At 67.9% G+C, this 18853-nt stretch carries 19 protein-coding genes and 1 pseudogene; 11 read left to right on the top strand and 9 right to left on the bottom strand.

What is annotated here, in order from left to right; all coding sequences use genetic code 11:
* The first annotated feature begins 35 nt into the window (after nt 1–35).
* The 4 genes from VRZ77_RS08775 to VRZ77_RS08760 are packed head-to-tail and all read left to right on the top strand — an operon-like array spanning nt 36 to nt 4053.
* Nucleotides 36–1316 (top strand): beta-ketoacyl-ACP synthase, encoded by a 1281-nt coding sequence (locus tag VRZ77_RS08775; protein WP_414592292.1) that lies wholly within the window; start codon nt 36–38, stop codon nt 1314–1316.
* Nucleotides 1286–2068 carry an SDR family NAD(P)-dependent oxidoreductase gene (locus VRZ77_RS08770; RefSeq protein ID WP_414592372.1) on the top strand — a complete coding sequence of 261 codons (783 nt, stop codon included), beginning with the start codon at nt 1286–1288 and terminating at the stop codon, nt 2066–2068. The genes VRZ77_RS08775 and VRZ77_RS08770 overlap by 31 nt, the downstream gene beginning before the upstream one ends.
* Nucleotides 2069–2105: 37 nt before the next feature.
* The gene (locus VRZ77_RS08765; protein WP_414592291.1) at nt 2106–3128 is read left to right on the top strand and encodes a zinc-binding dehydrogenase; all 1023 of its coding nucleotides are present in this window, start codon (nt 2106–2108) and stop codon (nt 3126–3128) included.
* A 19-nt stretch (nt 3129–3147) separates the two neighbouring features.
* Nucleotides 3148–4053, top strand: a complete 906-nt coding sequence (locus VRZ77_RS08760; RefSeq protein ID WP_414592290.1) for a lipid A biosynthesis lauroyl acyltransferase — start codon at nt 3148–3150, stop codon at nt 4051–4053.
* On the opposite strand, the gene VRZ77_RS08755 is transcribed toward VRZ77_RS08760, so the two are convergent.
* The 3 genes from VRZ77_RS08755 to VRZ77_RS08745 form a co-directional block, all read right to left on the bottom strand.
* Nucleotides 4050–4451, bottom strand: a complete 402-nt coding sequence (locus VRZ77_RS08755; protein WP_414592289.1) for a VOC family protein — start codon at nt 4449–4451, stop codon at nt 4050–4052. The genes VRZ77_RS08760 and VRZ77_RS08755 overlap by 4 nt on opposite strands.
* Nucleotides 4452–4553: 102 nt before the next feature.
* Nucleotides 4554–5663 carry a polyamine ABC transporter substrate-binding protein gene (locus VRZ77_RS08750; protein WP_414592288.1) on the bottom strand — a complete coding sequence of 370 codons (1110 nt, stop codon included), beginning with the start codon at nt 5661–5663 and terminating at the stop codon, nt 4554–4556.
* A gap of 102 nt (nt 5664–5765) precedes the next feature.
* The gene (locus VRZ77_RS08745) at nt 5766–7172 is read right to left on the bottom strand and encodes a glutamine synthetase family protein (protein WP_414592287.1); all 1407 of its coding nucleotides are present in this window, start codon (nt 7170–7172) and stop codon (nt 5766–5768) included.
* Nucleotides 7173–7340: 168 nt separating this feature from the next.
* On the opposite strand from VRZ77_RS08745, the gene VRZ77_RS08740 reads away from it, so the two are divergent.
* The 3 genes from VRZ77_RS08740 to VRZ77_RS08730 all read left to right on the top strand — a co-directional run bounded on the left by VRZ77_RS08740 (nt 7341) and on the right by VRZ77_RS08730 (nt 10647).
* Nucleotides 7341–8720, top strand: a complete 1380-nt coding sequence (locus VRZ77_RS08740) for an aspartate aminotransferase family protein (protein WP_414592286.1) — start codon at nt 7341–7343, stop codon at nt 8718–8720.
* Nucleotides 8717–9187 carry a GNAT family N-acetyltransferase gene (locus tag VRZ77_RS08735; protein ID WP_414592285.1) on the top strand — a complete coding sequence of 157 codons (471 nt, stop codon included), beginning with the start codon at nt 8717–8719 and terminating at the stop codon, nt 9185–9187. The genes VRZ77_RS08740 and VRZ77_RS08735 overlap by 4 nt, the downstream gene beginning before the upstream one ends.
* A gap of 95 nt (nt 9188–9282) precedes the next feature.
* Complete coding sequence (locus VRZ77_RS08730; RefSeq protein WP_414592284.1) at nt 9283–10647, top strand: aspartate aminotransferase family protein; 1365 nt, start codon at nt 9283–9285, stop codon at nt 10645–10647.
* Nucleotides 10648–10654: 7 nt separating this feature from the next.
* Here VRZ77_RS08730 and VRZ77_RS08725 read toward each other — a convergent pair whose 3' ends face one another.
* The gene (locus tag VRZ77_RS08725; RefSeq protein WP_414592283.1) at nt 10655–10999 is read right to left on the bottom strand and encodes a rhodanese-like domain-containing protein; all 345 of its coding nucleotides are present in this window, start codon (nt 10997–10999) and stop codon (nt 10655–10657) included.
* A gap of 87 nt (nt 11000–11086) precedes the next feature.
* Complete coding sequence (locus VRZ77_RS08720) at nt 11087–12106, bottom strand: DMT family transporter (protein WP_414592282.1); 1020 nt, start codon at nt 12104–12106, stop codon at nt 11087–11089.
* A gap of 274 nt (nt 12107–12380) precedes the next feature.
* On the opposite strand from VRZ77_RS08720, the gene VRZ77_RS08715 reads away from it, so the two are divergent.
* Nucleotides 12381–13250 carry a LysR family transcriptional regulator gene (locus tag VRZ77_RS08715; protein WP_414592281.1) on the top strand — a complete coding sequence of 290 codons (870 nt, stop codon included), beginning with the start codon at nt 12381–12383 and terminating at the stop codon, nt 13248–13250.
* Between the two features lie 55 nt (nt 13251–13305).
* Nucleotides 13306–14529: a chromate efflux transporter gene (gene chrA / locus VRZ77_RS08710; RefSeq protein ID WP_414592280.1), complete on the top strand. Its 1224-nt coding sequence runs from the start codon at nt 13306–13308 to the stop codon at nt 14527–14529.
* Nucleotides 14530–14576: 47 nt separating this feature from the next.
* Here the strand turns inward: chrA and VRZ77_RS08705 are convergent, their stop codons facing one another.
* A complete protein-coding gene (locus VRZ77_RS08705; protein ID WP_414592279.1) occupies nt 14577–15347 on the bottom strand; it encodes an SDR family NAD(P)-dependent oxidoreductase in 771 nt (256 codons plus the stop codon).
* Nucleotides 15348–15614: 267 nt separating this feature from the next.
* On the opposite strand from VRZ77_RS08705, the gene VRZ77_RS08700 reads away from it, so the two are divergent.
* Both VRZ77_RS08700 and VRZ77_RS08695 read left to right on the top strand, forming a co-directional pair.
* Nucleotides 15615–16202 (top strand): protease inhibitor Inh/omp19 family protein, encoded by a 588-nt coding sequence (locus tag VRZ77_RS08700; protein ID WP_414592278.1) that lies wholly within the window; start codon nt 15615–15617, stop codon nt 16200–16202.
* A 292-nt stretch (nt 16203–16494) separates the two neighbouring features.
* Entirely contained in the window at nt 16495–16746 is a 252-nt protein-coding gene (locus tag VRZ77_RS08695; protein ID WP_414592277.1) for a transferase, read from the top strand.
* Nucleotides 16747–16839: 93 nt separating this feature from the next.
* On the opposite strand, the gene pssA is transcribed toward VRZ77_RS08695, so the two are convergent.
* From pssA to VRZ77_RS08680, 3 genes and pseudogenes are all read right to left on the bottom strand, one after another.
* On the bottom strand, nt 16840–17730 hold the full coding sequence (gene pssA / locus VRZ77_RS08690; protein ID WP_414592276.1) for a CDP-diacylglycerol--serine O-phosphatidyltransferase: 891 nt from the start codon (nt 17728–17730) through the stop codon (nt 16840–16842).
* Nucleotides 17731–17841: 111 nt separating this feature from the next.
* A complete protein-coding gene (locus VRZ77_RS08685) occupies nt 17842–18540 on the bottom strand; it encodes a phosphatidylserine decarboxylase (RefSeq protein ID WP_414592275.1) in 699 nt (232 codons plus the stop codon).
* A gap of 194 nt (nt 18541–18734) precedes the next feature.
* Nucleotides 18735–18853, bottom strand: a pseudogene (locus VRZ77_RS08680) (IS5/IS1182 family transposase); the annotation flags it as partial.

The following is an 18853-nucleotide window of genomic DNA, read 5'->3' as shown; positions in this document are numbered from 1 at the left end:
TATGAGGGAGCCCTTCGGCTCCCGAGGATCAAATGATGGCGTCCTATACCGACAAGGCCGGCCGGCCGATCGTCGTCGTGACCGGCATGGGCATGGTGACCTCGCTCGGCCAGGGCAAGCAGGACAATTGGGCGAAGCTGACCGCCGGCAAGTCCGGCATTCACCGCATCACCCGCTTCCCCATCGAGACGATGAAGACCACCATCGCCGGCACGGTCGATTTCCTGCCCGAGAGCGGGCGCACCGCGCCGGACCTCTCCGAGGAACTGGCCCAGCTCGCGGCGGAGGAAGCGATCGCCGAATCCGGCATCGGCTCCAAGGGCAACTTCCCCGGTCCGCTGTTCTGCGCCGTGCCGCCGATCGAGCTGGAATGGCCGCAGCGCCGCATTCTCGCGCAGGAATCGGCGGCCAACGGCCCGATCTCCTATGACGACCTGCTGCGCGCCGCCGAGACCGGCGGGCACGATGCCTGGCATGAGCGCTTCCTCTACGGCTCGATCGCCGACCACCTCGCCGACCGCTTCGGCACGCGCGGCCAGCCGATCTCGCTGTCCACCGCCTGCGCCTCCGGCAACACCTCGATCCAGCTTGCGGTCGAGGCGATCCGGCGCGGCGATTGCGACGCGGCACTTTCCATCGCCACCGACGGCTCGGTGACGGCTGAGGCGCTGATCCGCTTCTCGCTGCTCTCGGCGCTGTCGACCAATAACGAGGTGCCGGAAGCCGCCTCGCGTCCCTTCGCCAAGAACCGCGATGGCTTCATCATCGCCGAAGGTGCCGGCGCGCTGGTGCTGGAGAGCCTGGAGCATGCCGTGGCGCGCGGGGCCAAGATCCTCGGCGTGCTGGAAGGCGTGGGCGAGATGGCCGACAGCTTCCACCGCACCCGCTCCTCCCCGGATGCCAAGCCGGTCATCGGCTGCATGCGTGCCGCGCTGGCCGATGCCGGCGTCGCCCCCGAGGAGATCGACTACATCAACGCCCACGGCACCTCGACGCCCGAGAACGACCGCATGGAGTTCACCGGCATGTCGGCGGTGTTCGGCGAGCGGATCGGCTCGATCCCGCTGTCATCCAATAAGTCGATGATCGGCCACACGCTGACCGCGGCCGGCGCCATCGAGGCCGTGGCCTCGCTGCTGACCATCCTCAATGGCCGCATCCCGCCGACCATCAATTACGAGCTGCCGGACCCAGCGATCCCGCTCGACGTGGTGCCGAACGTCGCCCGCGACGCGCAGGTGAAGCGGGTGATGTCGAACTCCTTCGGCTTCGGCGGCCAGAACGTCTGCCTGATCATGACGGGCGAGCCGGCGTGACCTCACCGCGAGTTCTGGTTACCGGCGGCGGTCGCGGCGTCGGCGCCGCGATCGTGCGGGCGCTGGCGCTCTCCGGCTTCGAGGTGACGTTCACCGTGCGCACCGCGACCGCGGAGGCGCAGGCCCTGATCGCGGAAATCAAGGCTGAGAAGCCCGATGCCGCGCTCACCCCGCGCAGCCTCGACCTTGCCGACAAGGCGGCGGTGGACGGCTTCGCGGCGGAGGTCGCGGACGGCCCCGCCTATTTCGGCTTCGTCCACAATGCCGGCATGAGCTACGACACGCTCGCCGCCCTGGTCGATCAGACGCGGGCGGAGGAGCTTATGCAGGTGAACTACTGGTCCTTCGTGCGCCTTGCCGGCGCTCTGCTGCGGCCGATGACTCGCGCTCGCGCCGGCCGTATCGTCGCCATCGGTTCGATCGCGGCAGATGTCGCCAATGCCGGAAACGCCGTCTATGCCGGCTCCAAAGCCGCGCTGGCCGGCTATTGCCGCACCCTCGCCATCGAGAGCGCGCGGCGCGGCGTGACCGTCAACGTGGTCGCGCCCGGCTTCGTCGACACCGCAATGCTGGAGCCCTACGCCGCCTGTCGCGCCAATGTCGAGAAGCAGATACCTGCCGGGCGCTTCGCGCGGCCGGCGGATGTGGCCGGCGTGGTGGATTTTCTGCTCTCGCCGGGCGCGGCTTATGTGACCGGAGCGACTCTTCCGGTTGACGGCGGGCTCACCGCTGCACTAGCCATCCAGCGCTGATTTTTTCTCGTCCTCTGTTTCAGGAGTGAGCCACGCCATGCGCGCGCTTCAACTCGTCTCCGACCGCCAGCTCTCCCTGGTCGACCTGCCCGCCCCCGAGGCCCCTGCGCCCGGCGAGGTGCAGGTCGCCATCAAGGCGCTCGCGCTCAACCATATCGACGTCTGGGGCTGGCGCGGCATGGCCTTCGCCAAGCGCAAGATGCCGCTCGTGGTCGGCGCCGAGGCGGTTGGCGAGGTGACGGCGGTCGGCGAGGGCGTGACCCGCTTCAAGCCCGGCTCGCGCGTCGCCATGTATGGCGCGCTCACCTGCGGCCAGTGCCGCATGTGCAAGTCCGGCCGCGACAACCTCTGTGAAGAAGTCGCCGGCGTGATGGGCTTCCATGTCGACGGCTTCGCCCGCGACCAGCTCAACATCAAGGACCGGCTCTGCGTGCCGATTCCCGACGGCATTGACTGGGTGGATGCGGCGACCGCGCCCGTCACCTTCTCCACCGTCGAGCACATGCTGTTCGACAACGCCAAGCTGGAGCCGGGCGAGACCATTCTGGTCCATGCCGCCGGCTCGGGCATCGGCACCGTGGCGATCCGCATGGCCAAGGAGATCGGCTGCACGGTGATCACCACCGCCGGCGACGACGAGAAATGCGCCAAGGCGCTGGCGCTCGGCGCCGATCACGTCATCAACTACAAGACCGAGCGCTTCGAGCACGAGGTCCGCAAGATCACCAAGAAGAAGGGTGTCGACGTCGTGTTCGAGCATGTCGGCGCCGAGACCTGGAATGGCTCGCTGCTCTCCATGCGGCCGGGCGCCCGCCTCGTCACCTGCGGCTCGACCTCGGGCGTCTCGGTGAACATGAACCTGATGCAGCTGTTCCAGCGCCAGTACCGCATCATCGGTTCGTTCGGCGCGCCGATCCGCGCCATTTCGGATGGGCTGGTGCGGATGGCGCGCGGGGTGAAGCCGGTGATCGACAGCCAGTTCCCGCTCGAAGAGTTCGAGAAGGGGCTGGAGCGCCTGGAGACCCGCCGCGTGTTCGGCAAGGTCGTCATCACCTTCTGACGCCCGGAGAACTCGCGCATTGACCACGGCCCTGCCCTGGCACAAGCGGCTGCGCGACAAGGCGCTATCAGCGGCCGTGTGGACCCTGATCCGCGTCATGCGCCTGCAGCCGCCGCAGTTCGCCTCCTGGGTCGGCGGGTTCTGGGCGCGCAGGATCGGGCCGCTCACCTCGATCAACCGCACGGCACTGGAGAATCTCGCCCTCGCCTATCCCGAGAAGACCGAAGCCGAGCGGCGCGCCATCGCGGTCGGCATGTGGGACAATCTCGGCCGCATGGCCGGCGAATTCGTCCATCTCGACCGCATCTGGCAATACAATATGTGGGAGCCGTCGAAGAGCCGGATCGAGACCACCGGCGTCTCCAACTTCGTCGCCATGCGCACCGACGGCAAGCCGGCCCTCGTCTTCACCGCGCATCTGGCGAACTGGGAGCTGCCGGCGATTGCCGCCGCCGCGCAGGGGCTGGACAGCGCGGTGCTGTTCCGCGCGCCCGACAACCAGTTCTTCGCCGACCTGCTGTTCAACGCCCGCGCCAGCGTGATGGGCAATCTGGTCGCCGCCTCTCATGTCGCGGTGTTCGAACTGGCCGCGGTGCTCGATCAGGGCAAGCATCTGGGCATCCTGGTCGACCAGAGCCGGCGCGGCGGGCCGACGGTGAACTTCTTCGGCCACCCGTGCTCATCCAACCCGACGATCGCCCGCCTCGCCCGGCTCTATGAATGCCCGGTACACGGGGTGCGGGTGATCCGCCTGCCCGGCGGGCGCTTCCGCATCACCTGCACGCCGCCGATCAACCTGCCGCGCGACAAGGACGGCAAGATCGACGTCGATGCCTCGATGCAGGCCATCACCTCGGTGGTCGAAGGTTGGGTGCGCGAGCATCCCGAGCAGTGGACCTGGTTCTATCGCCGTTGGCGGAACTAGAGCGCCGGCTCCGGCGCGTGGCAGCACACGCAGAGCTTGTTGCCCTCCGTGTCTCGGAAATAGGCGCCGTAATAATCGGCGTGGTAATGCGGCCGCGGCCCCGGCCCACCCTCGTCCATGCCGCCGAGTTCCAGCGCCAGAGCATGCAACCGGTCGACATCGGCCCGGCGAGCCACCTGGAACGCCGTCATCTGGCCATTGCCGGGATCGTGCGGCTCCCCGTCATGGGGCACGCCGACGATGAAAAGCGGGCGATCGCTGCCCGGCGCCTTCCATCCCGCCCAGGGATGCTCCGGCTCGACGAATTTCAGCTCCAGCCCGAGCGCGGTCATCAGCGGCTCATAGAACGCCATGGCCCGCGGGAAATCGCCGACGCCGACATGGATATGAGAAAACATCGCGCCTCTCTCCGATAGCCTCTCTCACGAAAAAGGGCGCCCGGTGGGGCGCCCTCATCCTGTCACGTCCCTCGGGGACGGTGCACGCCATGCGTCGCGGAATTACTTGCCGCGCTTGAAGTCGCCCCAGGTGCGGGTGACGACGCGCTGCACCTTCTGCGGATAGGTGGTGACGGTGAAGAGCTTCTCCTGCGTCTCCTTGTCCGGGTAGATCGAGGGATTCTCCAGCACTTCCTTGTCGATGAACTTCTGCGCGCCGAGGCTGCCGCTGGCGTAGGCGATGTAGTTGGAGTTCTTCGCCGCCACTTCGGGCTTCATCATGTAATTGATGAAGGCCAGCGCTTCTTCCGGATGCGGGGCATCCTTCGGGATCGCGAAATTGTCGAACCACATCAGCGCGCCTTCCTTGGGGATGATGTATTCGATGTTCACCGGCGGCTTGCCGGTCTTCTCGGCCGCCTCTTCGGCGCGGGTCTTGGCCTGCAGCACGTCGCCCGACCAGCCGGTCGCGAGGCAGATGTCGCCACCCGCCAGCGCGTTGATGTAGCCAGAGGAGTCGAACTTCTTGATGTATTTGCGGATCGGCATCAGCAGCTTGCCGGCGGCCTCGATGTCCTTGGGATCCTTGGAATTCGGATCGAGACCGAGATAGCGCAGCGCGGTCGGGATGATCTCCTCCGGGCCGTCCAGCATATAGACGCCGCAATCCTTCAGCTTGCCGAGGATCTCCGGCTTGAACACGATGTCCCAGCTGTTGAGCGGGATGTCGCCGAGGCGCTCCTTCACCTTGTCGACATTGATGCCGATGCCGGTGGTGCCCCACATGTAGTTCACGGCGTAGTCATTGCCGGGATCGTAGACCGCGAGGCGCTCGGAGATCAGCGGCCACTGGTATTCGAGGTTCGGCAGCTTGGCCTTGTCGAGCTTGGCGAACACGCCCGCCTGAATCTGCCGCTGCAGGAACGAGCCGGTCGGCACCACGACATCATAGCCGGTCTTGCCGCCAAGCAGCTTGGTCTCCAGCACTTCGTTACTGTCGAAAACGTCGTAACGAACCTTGATACCGGTTTCCTTGGTGAATTCCTCCAGCACCGACTCGTCGATATAGTCGGACCAGTTGTAGACGTTCACGACCTTATCCTGAGCCGAAGCCGGCGTTACCGCCAGCGCCGCCAGGAAACCTGCCGCGATTGTCGAGAGGAGGCGTGACATCCTTTTCTCCTTGAAGGAAGCTTCCATTTGCGTCATGGAGCCGAGACCCGAGGTGGTTGCAGACTAGGGGCTTGCCGCTTGCTGCTCAAGCCTTATGCACGCTCACAAATACGTCTCGTATTCGAGTGGGTTGATGCGCCGTTCGAAGGCCGCGAGTTCCGCCTCCTTCATGATGGCGAACACCCGCCGGTACTCCGGCCCGAAGGCGCGGGCGACGAAATCGGACGCGGCGAAGCGGCGGATCGCCTCCCCCATATCGTAGGTCAGCAGCGGCGAGGACGCCTCATAGGCGTTGCCGACCAGCGGCGCGGGCGGCGCCAGCTGCTTCTCGATGCCCTCCAGCATGCCAGCGAGAATCGCCGCCAGCACGAGATGGGGATGCGCGTCGGCGCCGGCGATGCGGTGCTCCAGCCGGCGCGCCTTGGGCGGGCCATTGGGTACGCGCACCGCCACCGAGCGATTGTCATAGCCCCAGGAAATGCCGGTTGGGGCATAGCTGCCCGGCACCAGCCGGCGGAAGCCGTTATAGCTTGGCACATAAAGCACGGCGGTGTCCGCCATGGTGTCCAGCAGCCCGGCGGCGCAGTTCTTGAGCAGCGTGTCGCCCGCCTCACCCGAGCCGAAAGCGTTTCCGCCTTCCTCGTCGGTCAGGCTGACATGGACATGCATGCCCGAGCCGGCGAATTCGAGGAACGGCTTGGCCATGAAGCTGGCGCGCAGCCCGTGCTTGCGGGCCACGCCATCGATCAGCCGGCGCAGCAGGATCGCGTCGTCCGCCGCCGCCATGGCGTCGCGACGGTGGTAGAGATTGACCTCGTACTGGCCGGGAGCCGCCTCGGAAATTACCGTATCCGCCGGCAGGCCCTGGATGCGCGCGGCCTCGCGAATGTCGTGCAGCAGCGGCGCATAGGCGTCGAGATCGGACATGGAATACATGTTCTGCCGCGCCGGCCCGGTGGACGAGGCGGCGAAGACCGGCTGCGGCACGCCGTCAGGCCCGGCCGCCGGCTTCAGCAGATAGAATTCCAGCTCGAACGCGACGCAGGGGTGAAGGCCGAGCGCGGCGAGGCGCGCCACCTGATGGGCGAGCTTGTGCCGCGGGTCGAGCTCCCACGGCGTCTCGCCGCCGCGCGCATCCGGCTCGTACATGGACAGCATGACCTGCGCGGCCGGGCGCGGCGACCACGGCACCGGCGTCAGCGTGCCGGGCACCGGACGGCAGATGCCGTCACGATCGCCGGTCTCGATGTGGATGCCGGTCTCCTCGACCTCGCGGCCCCAGATGTCGAGCCCGAAGATGGACAGCGGAATCGCGACGCCATCGCCCCAGATCTTGCCGCCCGCCGTGCCGGGAATCCATTTGCCGCGCAGCACGCCATGGGTGTCGGGCAGCAGCACCTCGACGATCTCGGGCGCGCCATGCGCGGCGACATAGGAGCCGAACTCGTCGGCGGGGGCAGTCTCGCTGGCAGCGGCCGCGGACCTGTTCGCGGCATCGGGCAATGGCATGATCCACCTGGAAAGAGGTATCGGCACGATTTTGGACATGCCTACCCGGCCTTGGTCAAGCCACGCGGGGCATGCATCCAGCTCTTGTGCCATGCCGGACCGCTTGACGCACGCAAAATGTGATCACATTGTCTGGCCACGCAATCGAGACATCCTCATAGGTCCGCCATGACGCTTCCCCGTTCCACCGCCGAATTGCGGGCGCTCGACGCCGCCCACCACCTCCACCCGTTCAGCGACAACAGGGCGCTGGGTGCCGAGGGCACGCGCGTCATCGTGAAGGCGGAAGGCGTGTGGCTGACCGATTCCGAGGGCAACCGCATCCTCGACGGCATGTCCGGCCTGTGGTGCGTGAATGTCGGCTATGGGCGCGATGAAATCGTCGACGCGGTGGCCGCACAGATGCGCGAGCTACCCTATTACAACACCTTCTTCAAGACCACCCACCAGCCGGCCATCGACCTCGCCGCCAAGCTCGCCGAGCTGACGCCGCCGCAGTTCAGCCGCGTGTTCTTCACCGGCTCGGGGTCGGAATCCAACGACACCGTGATCAAGCTGGTCCGGCGCTATTTCCAGATCAAGGAGAAGCCGGAGAAGCGCATCATCATCTCGCGTCGCAACGCCTATCACGGCTCGACGGTCGCCGCTGGCAGCCTTGGCGGCATGGCGCCGATGCATGAGCAGAGCGCGCCGATCCCCGATGTGGTGCACATCGCCCAGCCCTATTGGTGGGGCGAAGCGCGGCAGGGCGAGACGCCCGAGGAATTCGGCCTGCGCACCGCCCGCGCGCTGGAAGCGACCATCGACGCGCTCGGCGAGGACCGTATCGCCGCCTTCATCGCCGAGCCGGTGCAGGGCGCGGGCGGCGTGATCGTGCCGCCGGCCACCTATTGGCCGGAGATCGCCCGCATTTGCCGCGAGCGCGACATTCTGTTCATCTCCGACGAGGTGATCTGCGGGTTCGGGCGTACCGGCCAGTGGTTCGGCTGCCAGACCTTCGGCACCCAGCCGGACATGCTGGTCATGGCCAAGGGCATCACCTCCGGCTACATGCCGCTCGGCGGGGTGATGGTGGCGGACCGCGTGGTGGAGGTTCTGCTGGAAGGCGGCGACTTCAACCATGGCTACACCTATTCCGGCCACCCGGCCGCCTGCGCCGCCGCGCTGGCCAATCTCGACATCATGGTGCGCGAGCAGCTCGTCGAGCGCGTCGCCAATGATGCCGGGCCGTATCTGGCCGCGCGCTGGCGGGCGCTGGCCGAGCATCCCCTCGTCGGCGAGGCGCCGATGGTCGGCCTCGTCGGCGCGCTGGAGCTGACGCCCGACAAGCTCGGTCGCACCAAATTCCCCGATGTCGGCAAGGTCGGCACGCTCGCGCGCGATTACTCGTTCCGCAACGGCCTGGTCATGCGCGCGGTGCGCGACCGGCTGATCATCGCCCCGCCGCTGGTCATCTCGCATGGCGAGATGGACGAACTGATCGCCCGCGCCCGCAAGACGCTGGACGAGACCTATGCCGAGCTGAAGCGCTGGGGATGGGTCCGTTGAGCGTCGCCGCGAGCGCGGAGGCGGCCGGTCACAAGCACGCCCTGCCGGACGGCTATGAAATATCGACCGACAAGGCGCGGCTGGATCTCGACGTGATCCATGGCTTCCTGTCGGAATCCTACTGGTCGCCCGGTATTCCGCGCACGGTGGTCGCGCGGGCGCTCGCACATTCGCTGTGCTTCGGCCTCTATCACGGCGAGGGTCAGGTCGGGCTGGCGCGGGTGGTGACCGACACCGCGTCCTTCGCCCTGCTCGCCGATGTCTTCGTGCTCAAGGAGCATCGCGGCAAGGGCCTCTCCAAGGCGCTGATGCAGCGCGTGATCGACCATGAGGACCTGCAGGGCCTGCGCCGGTTGCTGCTGCTGACCTCGGATGCTCACGGGCTCTACCGGCAGTTCGGCTTCGAGGAGATCGGCAATCCCTGGCGCTTCATGGAAATCCTGCGGCCGGACAATTACCGGCCCTGAATCGGTGCACCCGTTTCTCCGGCACCGCTTATCGCGCTAGGATTACGCGCCGCCCAATGAGCCACGGCAGGGGCCCGCCGCTGATGAACATCAAAATGAACGACAGCGCCGCCGGCGTCTCGCATTCCCGCATCGCGGCCCTGCGCACAGAGACCGAGGCGCTCTATCTCGGCATGCGCCCGCGCACCCGCGCCGCGGCCGGTGCGGCGGCGCATCTGTTCGAGGGCGTGCCGATGCACTGGATGGTCGACTGGTCGACCCCGGTGCCGCTGGTGGTGGCGCAGGCGACCGGTGCCCGGCTCACCGACATTGACGGCCACGGCTATGATGATTTCTGCCTTGGCGACACCGCCTCGCTGTTCGGACACGGCCCGGCGCCGGTGGCGCAGGCGCTGATGCGGCAGGCGAGTCAGGGCCTCGCCACCATGTTGCCGAGCCCGGATGCCGGGGTGGTCGGCGACCTCCTGGCCCAGCGCTTCGGCCTCGCCCGCTGGCAGGTGGCAACTACTGCGACCGACGCCAACCGCTTCGCCCTGCGCGCCGCCCGCGCGGTGACCGGGCGCCCGCGCATTCTGGTGTTCGACGGCGCCTATCACGGCGCGGTGGACGAGACCTTCGTGGAGATCACCGGCAATGGCCATGTCGCCAACCGGCCGGGCTTGATCGGCGAACCGCGCGATCTATCCGTGCTCACCCGTGTCGTTCCCTTCAACGACCTCGACGCGCTGGAGGCGGCGCTGGCCGACGAGACGGTGGCCTGCGTCATCACCGAGCCGGCGATGACCAACTGCGCCATGGTGCTGCCCGCACCCGGCTTCCATGCCGGCCTGCGCGAGATAACCCGCCGCCACGGCACGCTGCTGCTGATCGACGAGACTCACACCCTCTCCAGCGGCCCCGGCGGCTATACCCGGCTCCATGGCCTGCGACCGGACCTGTTCGTGGTCGGCAAGGCAATCGCCGGTGGCATACCCGCCTCGGTCTGGGGCATGAGCGAGGAGGTCGCCGCGCGGTTCCAGCGCGTGCTGGCCGACAAGCCGGACGGCCATTCCGGCATGGGCACAACGCTCTCCGGCAGCCCGCTCCAACTCGCCGCGTTGCGCGCCACGCTGGAGCATGTCGCCACCGATGACGCCTATGCCCACATGAACCGCCTCGCCGACCGGCTGGAAGCCGGGCTCGCGCAGGTGATCGCGCAGGCGCGCCTGCCCTGGCATGTCGCGCGCTGCGGCGCCCGGGTGGAAGTCGTGCGCACGCCCGAGCCGGTCAGAGACGGCCGGGCGGCCAAGGCGGCCCATCACCCCGCGCTTGAAGCGGTGGTGCATCTCGCGCTTCTGGTGCGCGGCGTGCTCATCTCGCCGTTCCACGACATGATGCTGGCTTCACCCGCCACCAGCGACGAACAGGTCGAGACGCTGATCGGCGCGACGGCCGAGGTCGTGGCGCGGCTCGCGGACTGAGAACGGCTCAGGGCGTTTCGGTCGGGAAGCCGGCGGCCTTCCAGGCCAGAATGCCGCCAGCCATATGGCGGTGCAGATCGAGCCCGGCGGCCTGCGCGGCGGCCGAGGCCTTTTGCGAGCGCTGGCCGGAGCGGCAGGAAAACACCAGCGTCTTGTCGCCGGGATCGGGCAGCGCGGCGGCGTCGAAGGTGGAGAGCGGGAATGCCACCGCGCCGGGAATGCTCTCGGCATCGGTCTCGTTGGGCTCGCGCACGTCGACCAGCAGAATGGTGCCGGCCTCAAGCCCGGCCTTCACCTCCTCGACCGACAGATGTTCGATGCTGCCGCCGAACGGATTGGCTTCCTGCGCCATGACTTTTTCCCCTCAAAACGCTGTTGTCTGGAGGTAGACCCGCGACGGCGCGTCCGCAAGTGGCAGGCTTACGCAAGCAAGGCCCGCTCAGGAGCGCGGACGGGCCGTGAGCACGCCGGCGATGAGCAGCGCGCCGCCGAAGACGATCGACAGCGAGGGAATTTCGCCGAACAGCAGCGCGGCAAGCGCCACGCCGAACAGGATCTGCAACAGCTGCACCATGGAGATCAGCGCGGCCGGCAGCCGGCCGAGCGCGAAGGTGGTCAGCCCCTGCCCGCCGGCATGGGCCACGAGGCCGAGGCCGATCACGGCGAGCAGACCCTGCATGCTCTGCGGCAGCAGCGTCTCGCCTGTGGCGATCGCCCAGACCAGGCAGATCACCATGCCGGTGAAGCTCGACAGTAGCGCGACCATGCCGCCGCCCATACCCGCGGGCGCGTCTGCGCTGCCGCGCCGCAGAAACCGCACGAGCAGCATGAATGCGGCGTAGAACGCGGCGCCCATCACGCAGAGCAGATCGCCCAGCGCGCTGCCGGTCACCAGCGGGTTGCCGCCCTCGCCCGCCGCCGTGCTGCGCAGGATGATGATCAGCGAGCCGGACAGCGCGAGGCCAACCGCGATGAAGAACCCGCGCGTCGGCCGCTCGCCGAGACACAGCCAGCCGAACAGCAGCGTGAACACCACGCCGAGATTGCCGAGCAGAATGCCGTTGGCGGTGGTCGTCCGGGCGAGGCCGGCATGCCAGGCAATGACGTCGCCCGCAAACAGCACGCCCGCGAAGGCCGACAGCAGGAACTGGCGCCGCGTGGCGAGGCGATAGGGCATGGCGGGTCGGCCGGTCTCGACCGCCGCCAGTGCCGCCACCCGCGCTCTCTGGAGCGCTGCGCGGTGCTCGGCATAGGCCCAGAGCGCGGTGGGGCCGAGCGCGAAGAACAGCCGCCAGAAGCCGATGGCCGCCGGGCCGGCATCGGCGAGCCGCACGAAGATCGGCGAGAAGCCGATGAAACACGCCGCCAGCATCACCGCGAAGAAGGCCTGACGGCGCAGCCGCGCCTGCTCGGCCGCCGCGCCCAGCGCGGACAGCGCCCCGGCGACGTCGCCGCCCATCGATGATAACGTAGCGGAAGAAGGGGGCGGCGGGGCCATTGCCGGTCTCGACGGAACGAAGTAGTGCGGACGGGGAGCGATGAAGAAGCCGCGAACCTCCCGCCGTGGCGCCGCCGCGCCGGTCCCGGCGGGCATCGATGCGAAGCGTGGCATGAACGCGATAAATTGCTGTACACCCGCTTGATTGGATCGGCAAAGCGAATTTATTTTGTCGTTTCATTCGCAAAAATGATATGAGAAAGCCGATCGTGACGAACGCAGCTTGAGGGCCTCGATGCGCCACCTCGACACCGAATCCCTTGGCATGCTGATCGCCATCGTCGACAGCGGGGGCTTCACCGCCGCCGCCGAGCGGGTGGGCCGCACCCAGTCCGCCGTCTCCGCCCGCATCGCGCAGCTTGAGGAAAGCCTCGGCGTGCGGCTGCTGGAGCGCTCACGGCGCGGCATCTCGCTCACCGAATCCGGCGAGCGGCTGGTGGCCCATGCCCGGCGACTGCTCGCCTTCGAGAGCGAGGCGCTGGCCGACCTCAAGGGCGGCACGCCGGAAGGCAGCGTGCGGCTCGGCATGCCGGACGATTATGTCGACGCCTATTTCACGCCGGCCATCGCCCGCTTCGCCGCCGCCCATCCCCGCGTGGAGATTTCCATCCGCTGCGATCTGTCCAAGGCGCTGGAGCCGGAAGTCGAGCGCGGCCAGATCGACGTCGCGCTGTTCACCCGCGACCTGTCGCGCCCGACCGGGGAATTGCTCAAGCGCGAGAAACTGCTCTGGCTCGCGGCGCGCGGCCACCGGCCGGAGCGCAACGATCCGCTTCCGCTTGCCTTGTTCCCTACTGGCTGCCGCGCCCGCCCGCACATCGCCGCCGCGCTGGATGCGTCGGGTCGCAACTGGCGGGTGGCCTGCACCTCCTCCTCGCAGGGCGGCATTCATTCGGCGGTCGAGACCGGCCTGTGCATCACCGCAATGGCGGAATGCGCCGCGCCGCCGGAATGGCGACGCCTTGGCGCGGCCGAAGGTCTGCCCCCGCTGCCCGAACTGGAAATCGGCCTTCTGGTCGCGCCCAACGCCTCCGCCGCCGCCCGGCGCCTCGCCGACACGCTCCGCAGCGCGCTGTCCATGCCGGCGGCGGTCGAGGCGGCCTGAGGGCGTCGTCAAAAATTCACATGCCGCTCGCCGCATCGCGCGCTAATGCTGCGCCATGTCGCCCGATCCTCACGATTCTGCCACCGCATCCGCCGCGCCGGCCTCCGGCGCGCTCGAAGTGTTGCAGGTATTCCTTCGGCTCGGGCTCACCTCCTTCGGTGGGCCGGTGGCCCATCTGGGGTATTTCCACGCCGAGATCGTCGAGCGCCGCCGCTGGCTGACCGAGGATGCCTATGCCGGGCTGGTGGCACTGTGCCAGTTCCTGCCTGGTCCGAGTTCCAGCCAGGTCGGCATGGCGATCGGCCTGATGCGCGCCGGTCCGGCCGGCATGCTGGCGGCGTGGCTCGGATTCACCCTGCCTTCCGCCATTGCGATGGTGATCTTCGCCTATAGCGTGAGTGGCGCGCATGAGGCGGGGCTGGCCGGGGGCTGGCTCGCCGGGCTGAAGATCGCCGCCGCCGCCATCGTCGCCGACGCCGTACTCACCATGGCGCGCAGCCTCGCGCCGGATCGCGCGCGGCGTAGTCTGGCGCTGGTCGCCGCCGCGGTGGCCGCGAGCTTCCCCGGCGCGCTCGGGCAAATCGCAGTGATCGCGGGCGGCGGCATGATCGGCTATCTGCTGCTGCAAGTGCCGGTCACGGCCGCTCCCGTGGAGATGCAGGCGGGGTATCGTCCGGGGCGTGGGACGGCGCTCGCTGCCTTCGCATTGTTCGCCGCGCTGCTGGTGGCGCTGCCGCTGGCGGCGGGCTGGAATGCGGGCATCGCGCTGTTCGATACGTTCTACCGTGCCGGCTCGCTGGTGTTCGGCGGTGGCCATGTCGTGCTGCCGCTGATCGAAGCGGAGATGGTGCATCCCGGCGGGCTGACGCGCGAAGCGTTCCTCGCCGGCTATGGTGCGGTGCAGGCGGTGCCCGGCCCGCTGTTCAGCTTCGCCGCCTATGTCGGCGCAGCGATGCCCACGGCGCCGAACGGGCTCGCGGGGGCGGCGATTGCGCTGGTCGCGATGTTCCTGCCCTCAATGCTGCTGGTGCTTGGCGCGCTGCGCTACTGGAGCCGGATCGCTGCGCGGACGGACGTGCGCAACGCGCTGGCTGGCATCAATGCGGCCGTGGTTGGGCTGCTCGGCGCCGCGTTCTGGAACCCCGTGGTGACGTCGTCCATCGGCTCGCCCCGGGCCTTCGCGCTGGCGCTCATGGCCTATCTGGCGCTCGCGCTGTGGCGAGCACCGCCCTGGGCGGTGGTGGCGGGCGCGGCGCTCGCGGGCGCCGCGCTGCTCTAGCTCGTCCTTGGCGCTCGCGGACGCCGCGCTCAAAACATCACGCGCGCTCAATCGCGCGTGATCTTGAAGCCCCCGAAGGTCTGGCAGGTGGGGAATACCTGGACCCGGTTGATGTTCACATGGCGCGGCGTGGTGCAGCAGAAGAAGATCTGCTCAGCGATGTCCTCGCTGGTCAGCGACTGAGTGCCGGCATACACGCTCTCGGACTTCGAGGCATCGCCATGGAAGCGCACCAGCGAGAACTCGGTCTCCACCATGCCCGGCTCGATATTGGTGACGCGCACCTGCGTGCCGGCGAGATCGGCGATCAGGTTCAGCGAGAACTGCTTCACGAAAGCCTTGGTGGCGCCATAGGCATTGCCGCCGGGATAGGCATAGTCGCCGGCGATGGAGCCGGTGAACACCACATGCCCCTCGCCGCGCTCCACCATGCCGGGAAGCGTGGCGCGCACCGTGTAGAGCAGGCCCTTGATATTGGTGTCGACCATGTCGTCCCAGTCCGAGAGCGCCGCCTTGTGGGCGGGCTCCAGACCGAGGGCGAGGCCGGCATTGGCGAACACCACGTTGATGCCGGCAAACTCAGGCGGCAGCGCCGTGAGCGCGGCGGTCAGCGCCTCGTTGTCCCGCACATCCACTTCCAGCGGGTGCAGGCGCGGCCCGAGCTCGTCGCGCAGCGCGATCAGCCGGTCGGCGCGCCTACCGGTGGCGACGACGCGGGCGCCGGCGAGGGCGAAGCGCCGGGCGGTCGCCGCGCCGATGCCGGAGGTGGCGCCGGTAACGAGCACGGTGAGGGTGGCGGGATCCAGCATCTGATACATGAGCGAGCTCCTATTGCTGCGTCGCACATAGAACCTTTTCGGTCAGGATGAAATCCTTGCGCGCAGGTGAACCGCATTAACCGGACGTTGACCATATCCGCACGAGGCTGCGCAAACTCGTCACAGGTGCGGGCAATGCGGCTTCCGGGCCACGCTCACGCCACGATCCTTGGCGAAACAGGCAGGGTGCATCGCCGCACCGCAACGCAGCGATGGCCAGGGGCAGGCGCGGAAGGGGGATATTCCGCGTTGAGGAGCGTTCGGACCATGCGTATCACAGCCATTTCCGTCACCGCCGCCACCGCCCTCGCTCTGGGAGGATGCAGCACGGTGCTCGACGGATTCGGCCAGCCTTCCGCCGCAACGGTCGAGACCAGCCAGATCACCCCGGCGCCGACCGGCGCCATTGAGAGTTCCGCAGTTCCTGCGCCCGCTGCCCCGTCCTATGGCGCCGGCGCGGCCACCGCCAGCGAGGCCGTGACGCCCCGCCCGACCGACGCCTCGGTGGCGCTCGCCCCGCCGGCCGCGACCGCGCCGGGCGGTGTCGCCTATGCCGAGCCGGGCGCGGCGCGCACCCAGCTCGCCGGCACCTGGAATTTCGCCTGGGACGACGGCCAGAAGACCTGCAAGGTAAATCTCTCCACCCGCCGCGGCATGTCCGGCTTCGCGGCCGATGCCGACGTTTCCTGCCCCAACGACATCTTCATGACCAAGGGTTGGGATGTATGGGGCAGCGAAGTGGTGTTGCAGAACCATCTCGGCAAGGTCACCGCACGGCTGAAGCCGGCGGGCAACGGCACCTATGACGGCACCCTGACCGGCGACGGCGCCAAGGTGACGCTCACCCGCCTGTAATCGACGACTTTATCGCCGTCCCGGACAGCCAGTGGCGGGGATGTGCGTGCGTCAGGCGGGATGGCCGTTGTCCCACCACCGTTCTATTTCGAAACTTGAAGCAACTTTGGAAATACAGCGTCATTGCGGTGAAATACGCATGGCGCACAAGCAGCGTTGAGGCATGATCACTTGGGGTCTTGCTTCACAAAGCGCGGAACTTTCAGAAAACCCGTGCGTTGGCGAACGGATTGCCGCATGCTTGGCATGAGGAAAGTCGATTGATTCGTCGTTTCGATCAGAGGCGGTTGTGATGCTGCAAGGTGCGCGCGTGCTCGTGACGCCGGCTTCGTCCGGTGTGATGGACTCCATGGCGGTGCGATCGGCCGACAGCGCGGTGAATATCCGCCGCGGCGATGCCCAGTCCGTCGCCCAGCTCATGCGCCAGCATCTCGACCTCGCCGCTCCGCGCACTGACGCAGAAGCGCTGCGCCTGCTGCGTCAGGCATTCCCGTCCGCCTCGCTGGCGGCACGGGTCACCGCAATGGCGGAACGCGCGCGCTAAGCAGCCGAGCGGAAACGCTGTCACACGGGACGGGGCTGTTCAGCGCACGCCTTTTCACGACGATTTTTACCCGCCGCAGGACGGCTCGTCCGCTTAGTTGAGCGGACGGCCCGGATGTTCTTCATCATGATCGTCGCCATAGGGCGACAGCGGTTCGGCCGCGCCGCCCGCAGCGGTCCGCCGTGCTTCGTGCTCGCGTGACAGCCGCGCATAACGGGCGACGGAGAACGGCAGCGCTGCGAGATATGCGATGCTGAAGATCGACAGCATCGCCCACGGCCAGGTCACCACAACCGCCACCAGCAGCACCACGCAGACGAACAGCGGCAGCACCGCGTCGCGCGGAATGCGGGCGCCGAGCTTCTTGCCCGAGTAAGCCGGGAGCTTCGAGACCATGAGCAGTGCGATGGCGAGGCAGTAGAACGCCGCCACCGCCGGCGAGGCCACAAGACGAGGCAGGCCAATCATTTCGAGATAGACCGGCAGCAGCACGCAGATCGCGCCGGCGGGGGCCGGAACGCCGGTGAAGAAATCCGCCGCGAAGGCCGGCTTGTTGGGGTCTTCCAGCATCACGTTGAAACGCGCGAGGCGCAGCGCCGCGCAGATGGCGAAGGCGAGCGCGGCGATCCAGCCGATCGAGCCCAGCGTCTCCAGCCCCCACATATACAGCACGAGCCCCGGCGCCACGCCGAAGCAGACGAAGTCCGACAGGCTGTCCAGCTCCGCGCCAAAGCGCGAGGTGCCCTGGAGCATGCGCGCCAGCCGGCCGTCCATGCCATCGAGCACCGCCGCGACAATGATGGCGGCGAGCGCCACTTCCATCCGACCCTCGATCGCCATGCGGATGCCGGTCAGTCCAGCGCACAGCGCAAGCAGCGTCACCACATTGGGGATGAGCACACGCACCGGCACCGCCTGGAAGCGGCGGCGGCGCGGCTCGGGCTCCGGCGACCGGGGATCGAAGGGGGGAAAGAGATCGGACATCGCGGGCCGCCTTGGGTCTGGAACGCACGCCCGACTCGCCGCCGGACTTGCGTTCGATCATGTCACGACACGGGCACCCCGGCGACCGTCAGCGCCGGAGCCGACGACAGGTCAGTCGAGCCGGAAACTGAGCGGACGCTCCAGGCTGGCGAAATCCGCAAGCACGGTCTCGCCGGCAATGGCGCGCTGACCTTCCGCCACCAGCGGCTGCACGCCTTCCGGCAGATAGACGTCGACGCGCGAGCCGAAGCGGATGAGGCCGAAGCGCTGGCCCGGCGCCAGCATGTCGCCCTCGCGCACGAAGCCGACAATGCGCCGTGCCACGAGACCGGCGATCTGCACCACGCCCACCAGGCCGAGCGCGGTGTCGAGCACCATGCCGGAGCGCTCATTGTCCTCACTGGCCTTGTCGAGGTCGGCCGAGAGGAACTTGCCCGGCTTGTAGGCGATGCGCGCCACCCGACCGGCGATCGGCGAACGGTTCACATGCACGTCGAACACGTTCATGAAGATGCAGATGCGTGGCACCGGCAGGTCGCCGAGACCGAGCTCCGGCGGCGGCACGGCGGGGCCGATCAGGCACACACGCCCGTCGGCCGGCGACACCACCAGCCCCTCACGGATCGGGGTCACCCGCTCGGGGTCGCGGAAGAAATAGCAGATCCACAGCGTGATCAGCACGCAGATCCAGCCGAGCGGCGGCACGAGCCAGAGCAGCACGGCCGAGGCCGCCGCACCGATCAGCACGAACGGATAACCTTCGCGATGGATCGGCACGAGGCCGCTGCGGATGGAGTCGATCACGGACATGTCGGATTCCCAATTATGCGCGCACAGCTAAAGGGCCGCCGCCGCAACGTCAAATCACGCTATGGTGGCGATATCGGTGCGGGCGAAATCTCGCCCTTGTACAGTAGCGGCGCGCCCCTTGCCCGCGCGCAGGCATAGGTGAAGCGGTCGCCCATATCGAGCTGCGCCGGATGGCACCCGTCTAGGCAGCGGACTCATAACGCATTGATCCAGATGCGGACGGCAGCGAGCTTGAGGGCTGCGAGGAAGTTGTCTGGGCGCCGGTCGTAGCGGCTGGCGAGGCCGCGCATCTGCTTGATCCTGTTGAAGAAGC

It is taken from the genome of Ancylobacter sp. G4_0304 (assembly GCF_047501495.1).
Taxonomy (GTDB): Bacteria; Pseudomonadota; Alphaproteobacteria; order Rhizobiales; family Xanthobacteraceae; genus Ancylobacter.
The sequence above is the reverse complement of the archived record's forward strand: the minus strand, read 5'-3'. Positions and strand labels throughout refer to the sequence as shown.

Excerpts from the sequence above, each read along its gene's own strand:
- VRZ77_RS08775 (WP_414592292.1), top strand. The coding sequence starts at position 36 with ATGGCGTCCTATACCGACAAGGCCGGCCGGCCGATCGTCGTCGTGACC.
- VRZ77_RS08765 (WP_414592291.1), top strand. The coding sequence starts at position 2,106 with ATGCGCGCGCTTCAACTCGTCTCCGACCGCCAGCTCTCCCTGGTCGAC.
- VRZ77_RS08755 (WP_414592289.1), bottom strand. The coding sequence starts at position 4,451 with ATGTTTTCTCATATCCATGTCGGCGTCGGCGATTTCCCGCGGGCCATG.
- VRZ77_RS08750 (WP_414592288.1), bottom strand. The coding sequence starts at position 5,663 with ATGTCACGCCTCCTCTCGACAATCGCGGCAGGTTTCCTGGCGGCGCTG.
- VRZ77_RS08745 (WP_414592287.1), bottom strand. The coding sequence starts at position 7,172 with ATGCCATTGCCCGATGCCGCGAACAGGTCCGCGGCCGCTGCCAGCGAG.
- VRZ77_RS08740 (WP_414592286.1), top strand. The coding sequence starts at position 7,341 with ATGACGCTTCCCCGTTCCACCGCCGAATTGCGGGCGCTCGACGCCGCC.
- VRZ77_RS08730 (WP_414592284.1), top strand. The coding sequence starts at position 9,283 with ATGAACGACAGCGCCGCCGGCGTCTCGCATTCCCGCATCGCGGCCCTG.
- VRZ77_RS08725 (WP_414592283.1), bottom strand. The coding sequence starts at position 10,999 with ATGGCGCAGGAAGCCAATCCGTTCGGCGGCAGCATCGAACATCTGTCG.
- VRZ77_RS08720 (WP_414592282.1), bottom strand. The coding sequence starts at position 12,106 with ATGGGCGGCGACGTCGCCGGGGCGCTGTCCGCGCTGGGCGCGGCGGCC.
- VRZ77_RS08715 (WP_414592281.1), top strand. The coding sequence starts at position 12,381 with ATGCGCCACCTCGACACCGAATCCCTTGGCATGCTGATCGCCATCGTC.
- chrA (WP_414592280.1), top strand. The coding sequence starts at position 13,306 with ATGTCGCCCGATCCTCACGATTCTGCCACCGCATCCGCCGCGCCGGCC.
- VRZ77_RS08705 (WP_414592279.1), bottom strand. The coding sequence starts at position 15,347 with ATGTATCAGATGCTGGATCCCGCCACCCTCACCGTGCTCGTTACCGGC.
- VRZ77_RS08700 (WP_414592278.1), top strand. The coding sequence starts at position 15,615 with ATGCGTATCACAGCCATTTCCGTCACCGCCGCCACCGCCCTCGCTCTG.
- VRZ77_RS08695 (WP_414592277.1), top strand. The coding sequence starts at position 16,495 with ATGCTGCAAGGTGCGCGCGTGCTCGTGACGCCGGCTTCGTCCGGTGTG.
- pssA (WP_414592276.1), bottom strand. The coding sequence starts at position 17,730 with ATGTCCGATCTCTTTCCCCCCTTCGATCCCCGGTCGCCGGAGCCCGAG.
- VRZ77_RS08685 (WP_414592275.1), bottom strand. The coding sequence starts at position 18,540 with ATGTCCGTGATCGACTCCATCCGCAGCGGCCTCGTGCCGATCCATCGC.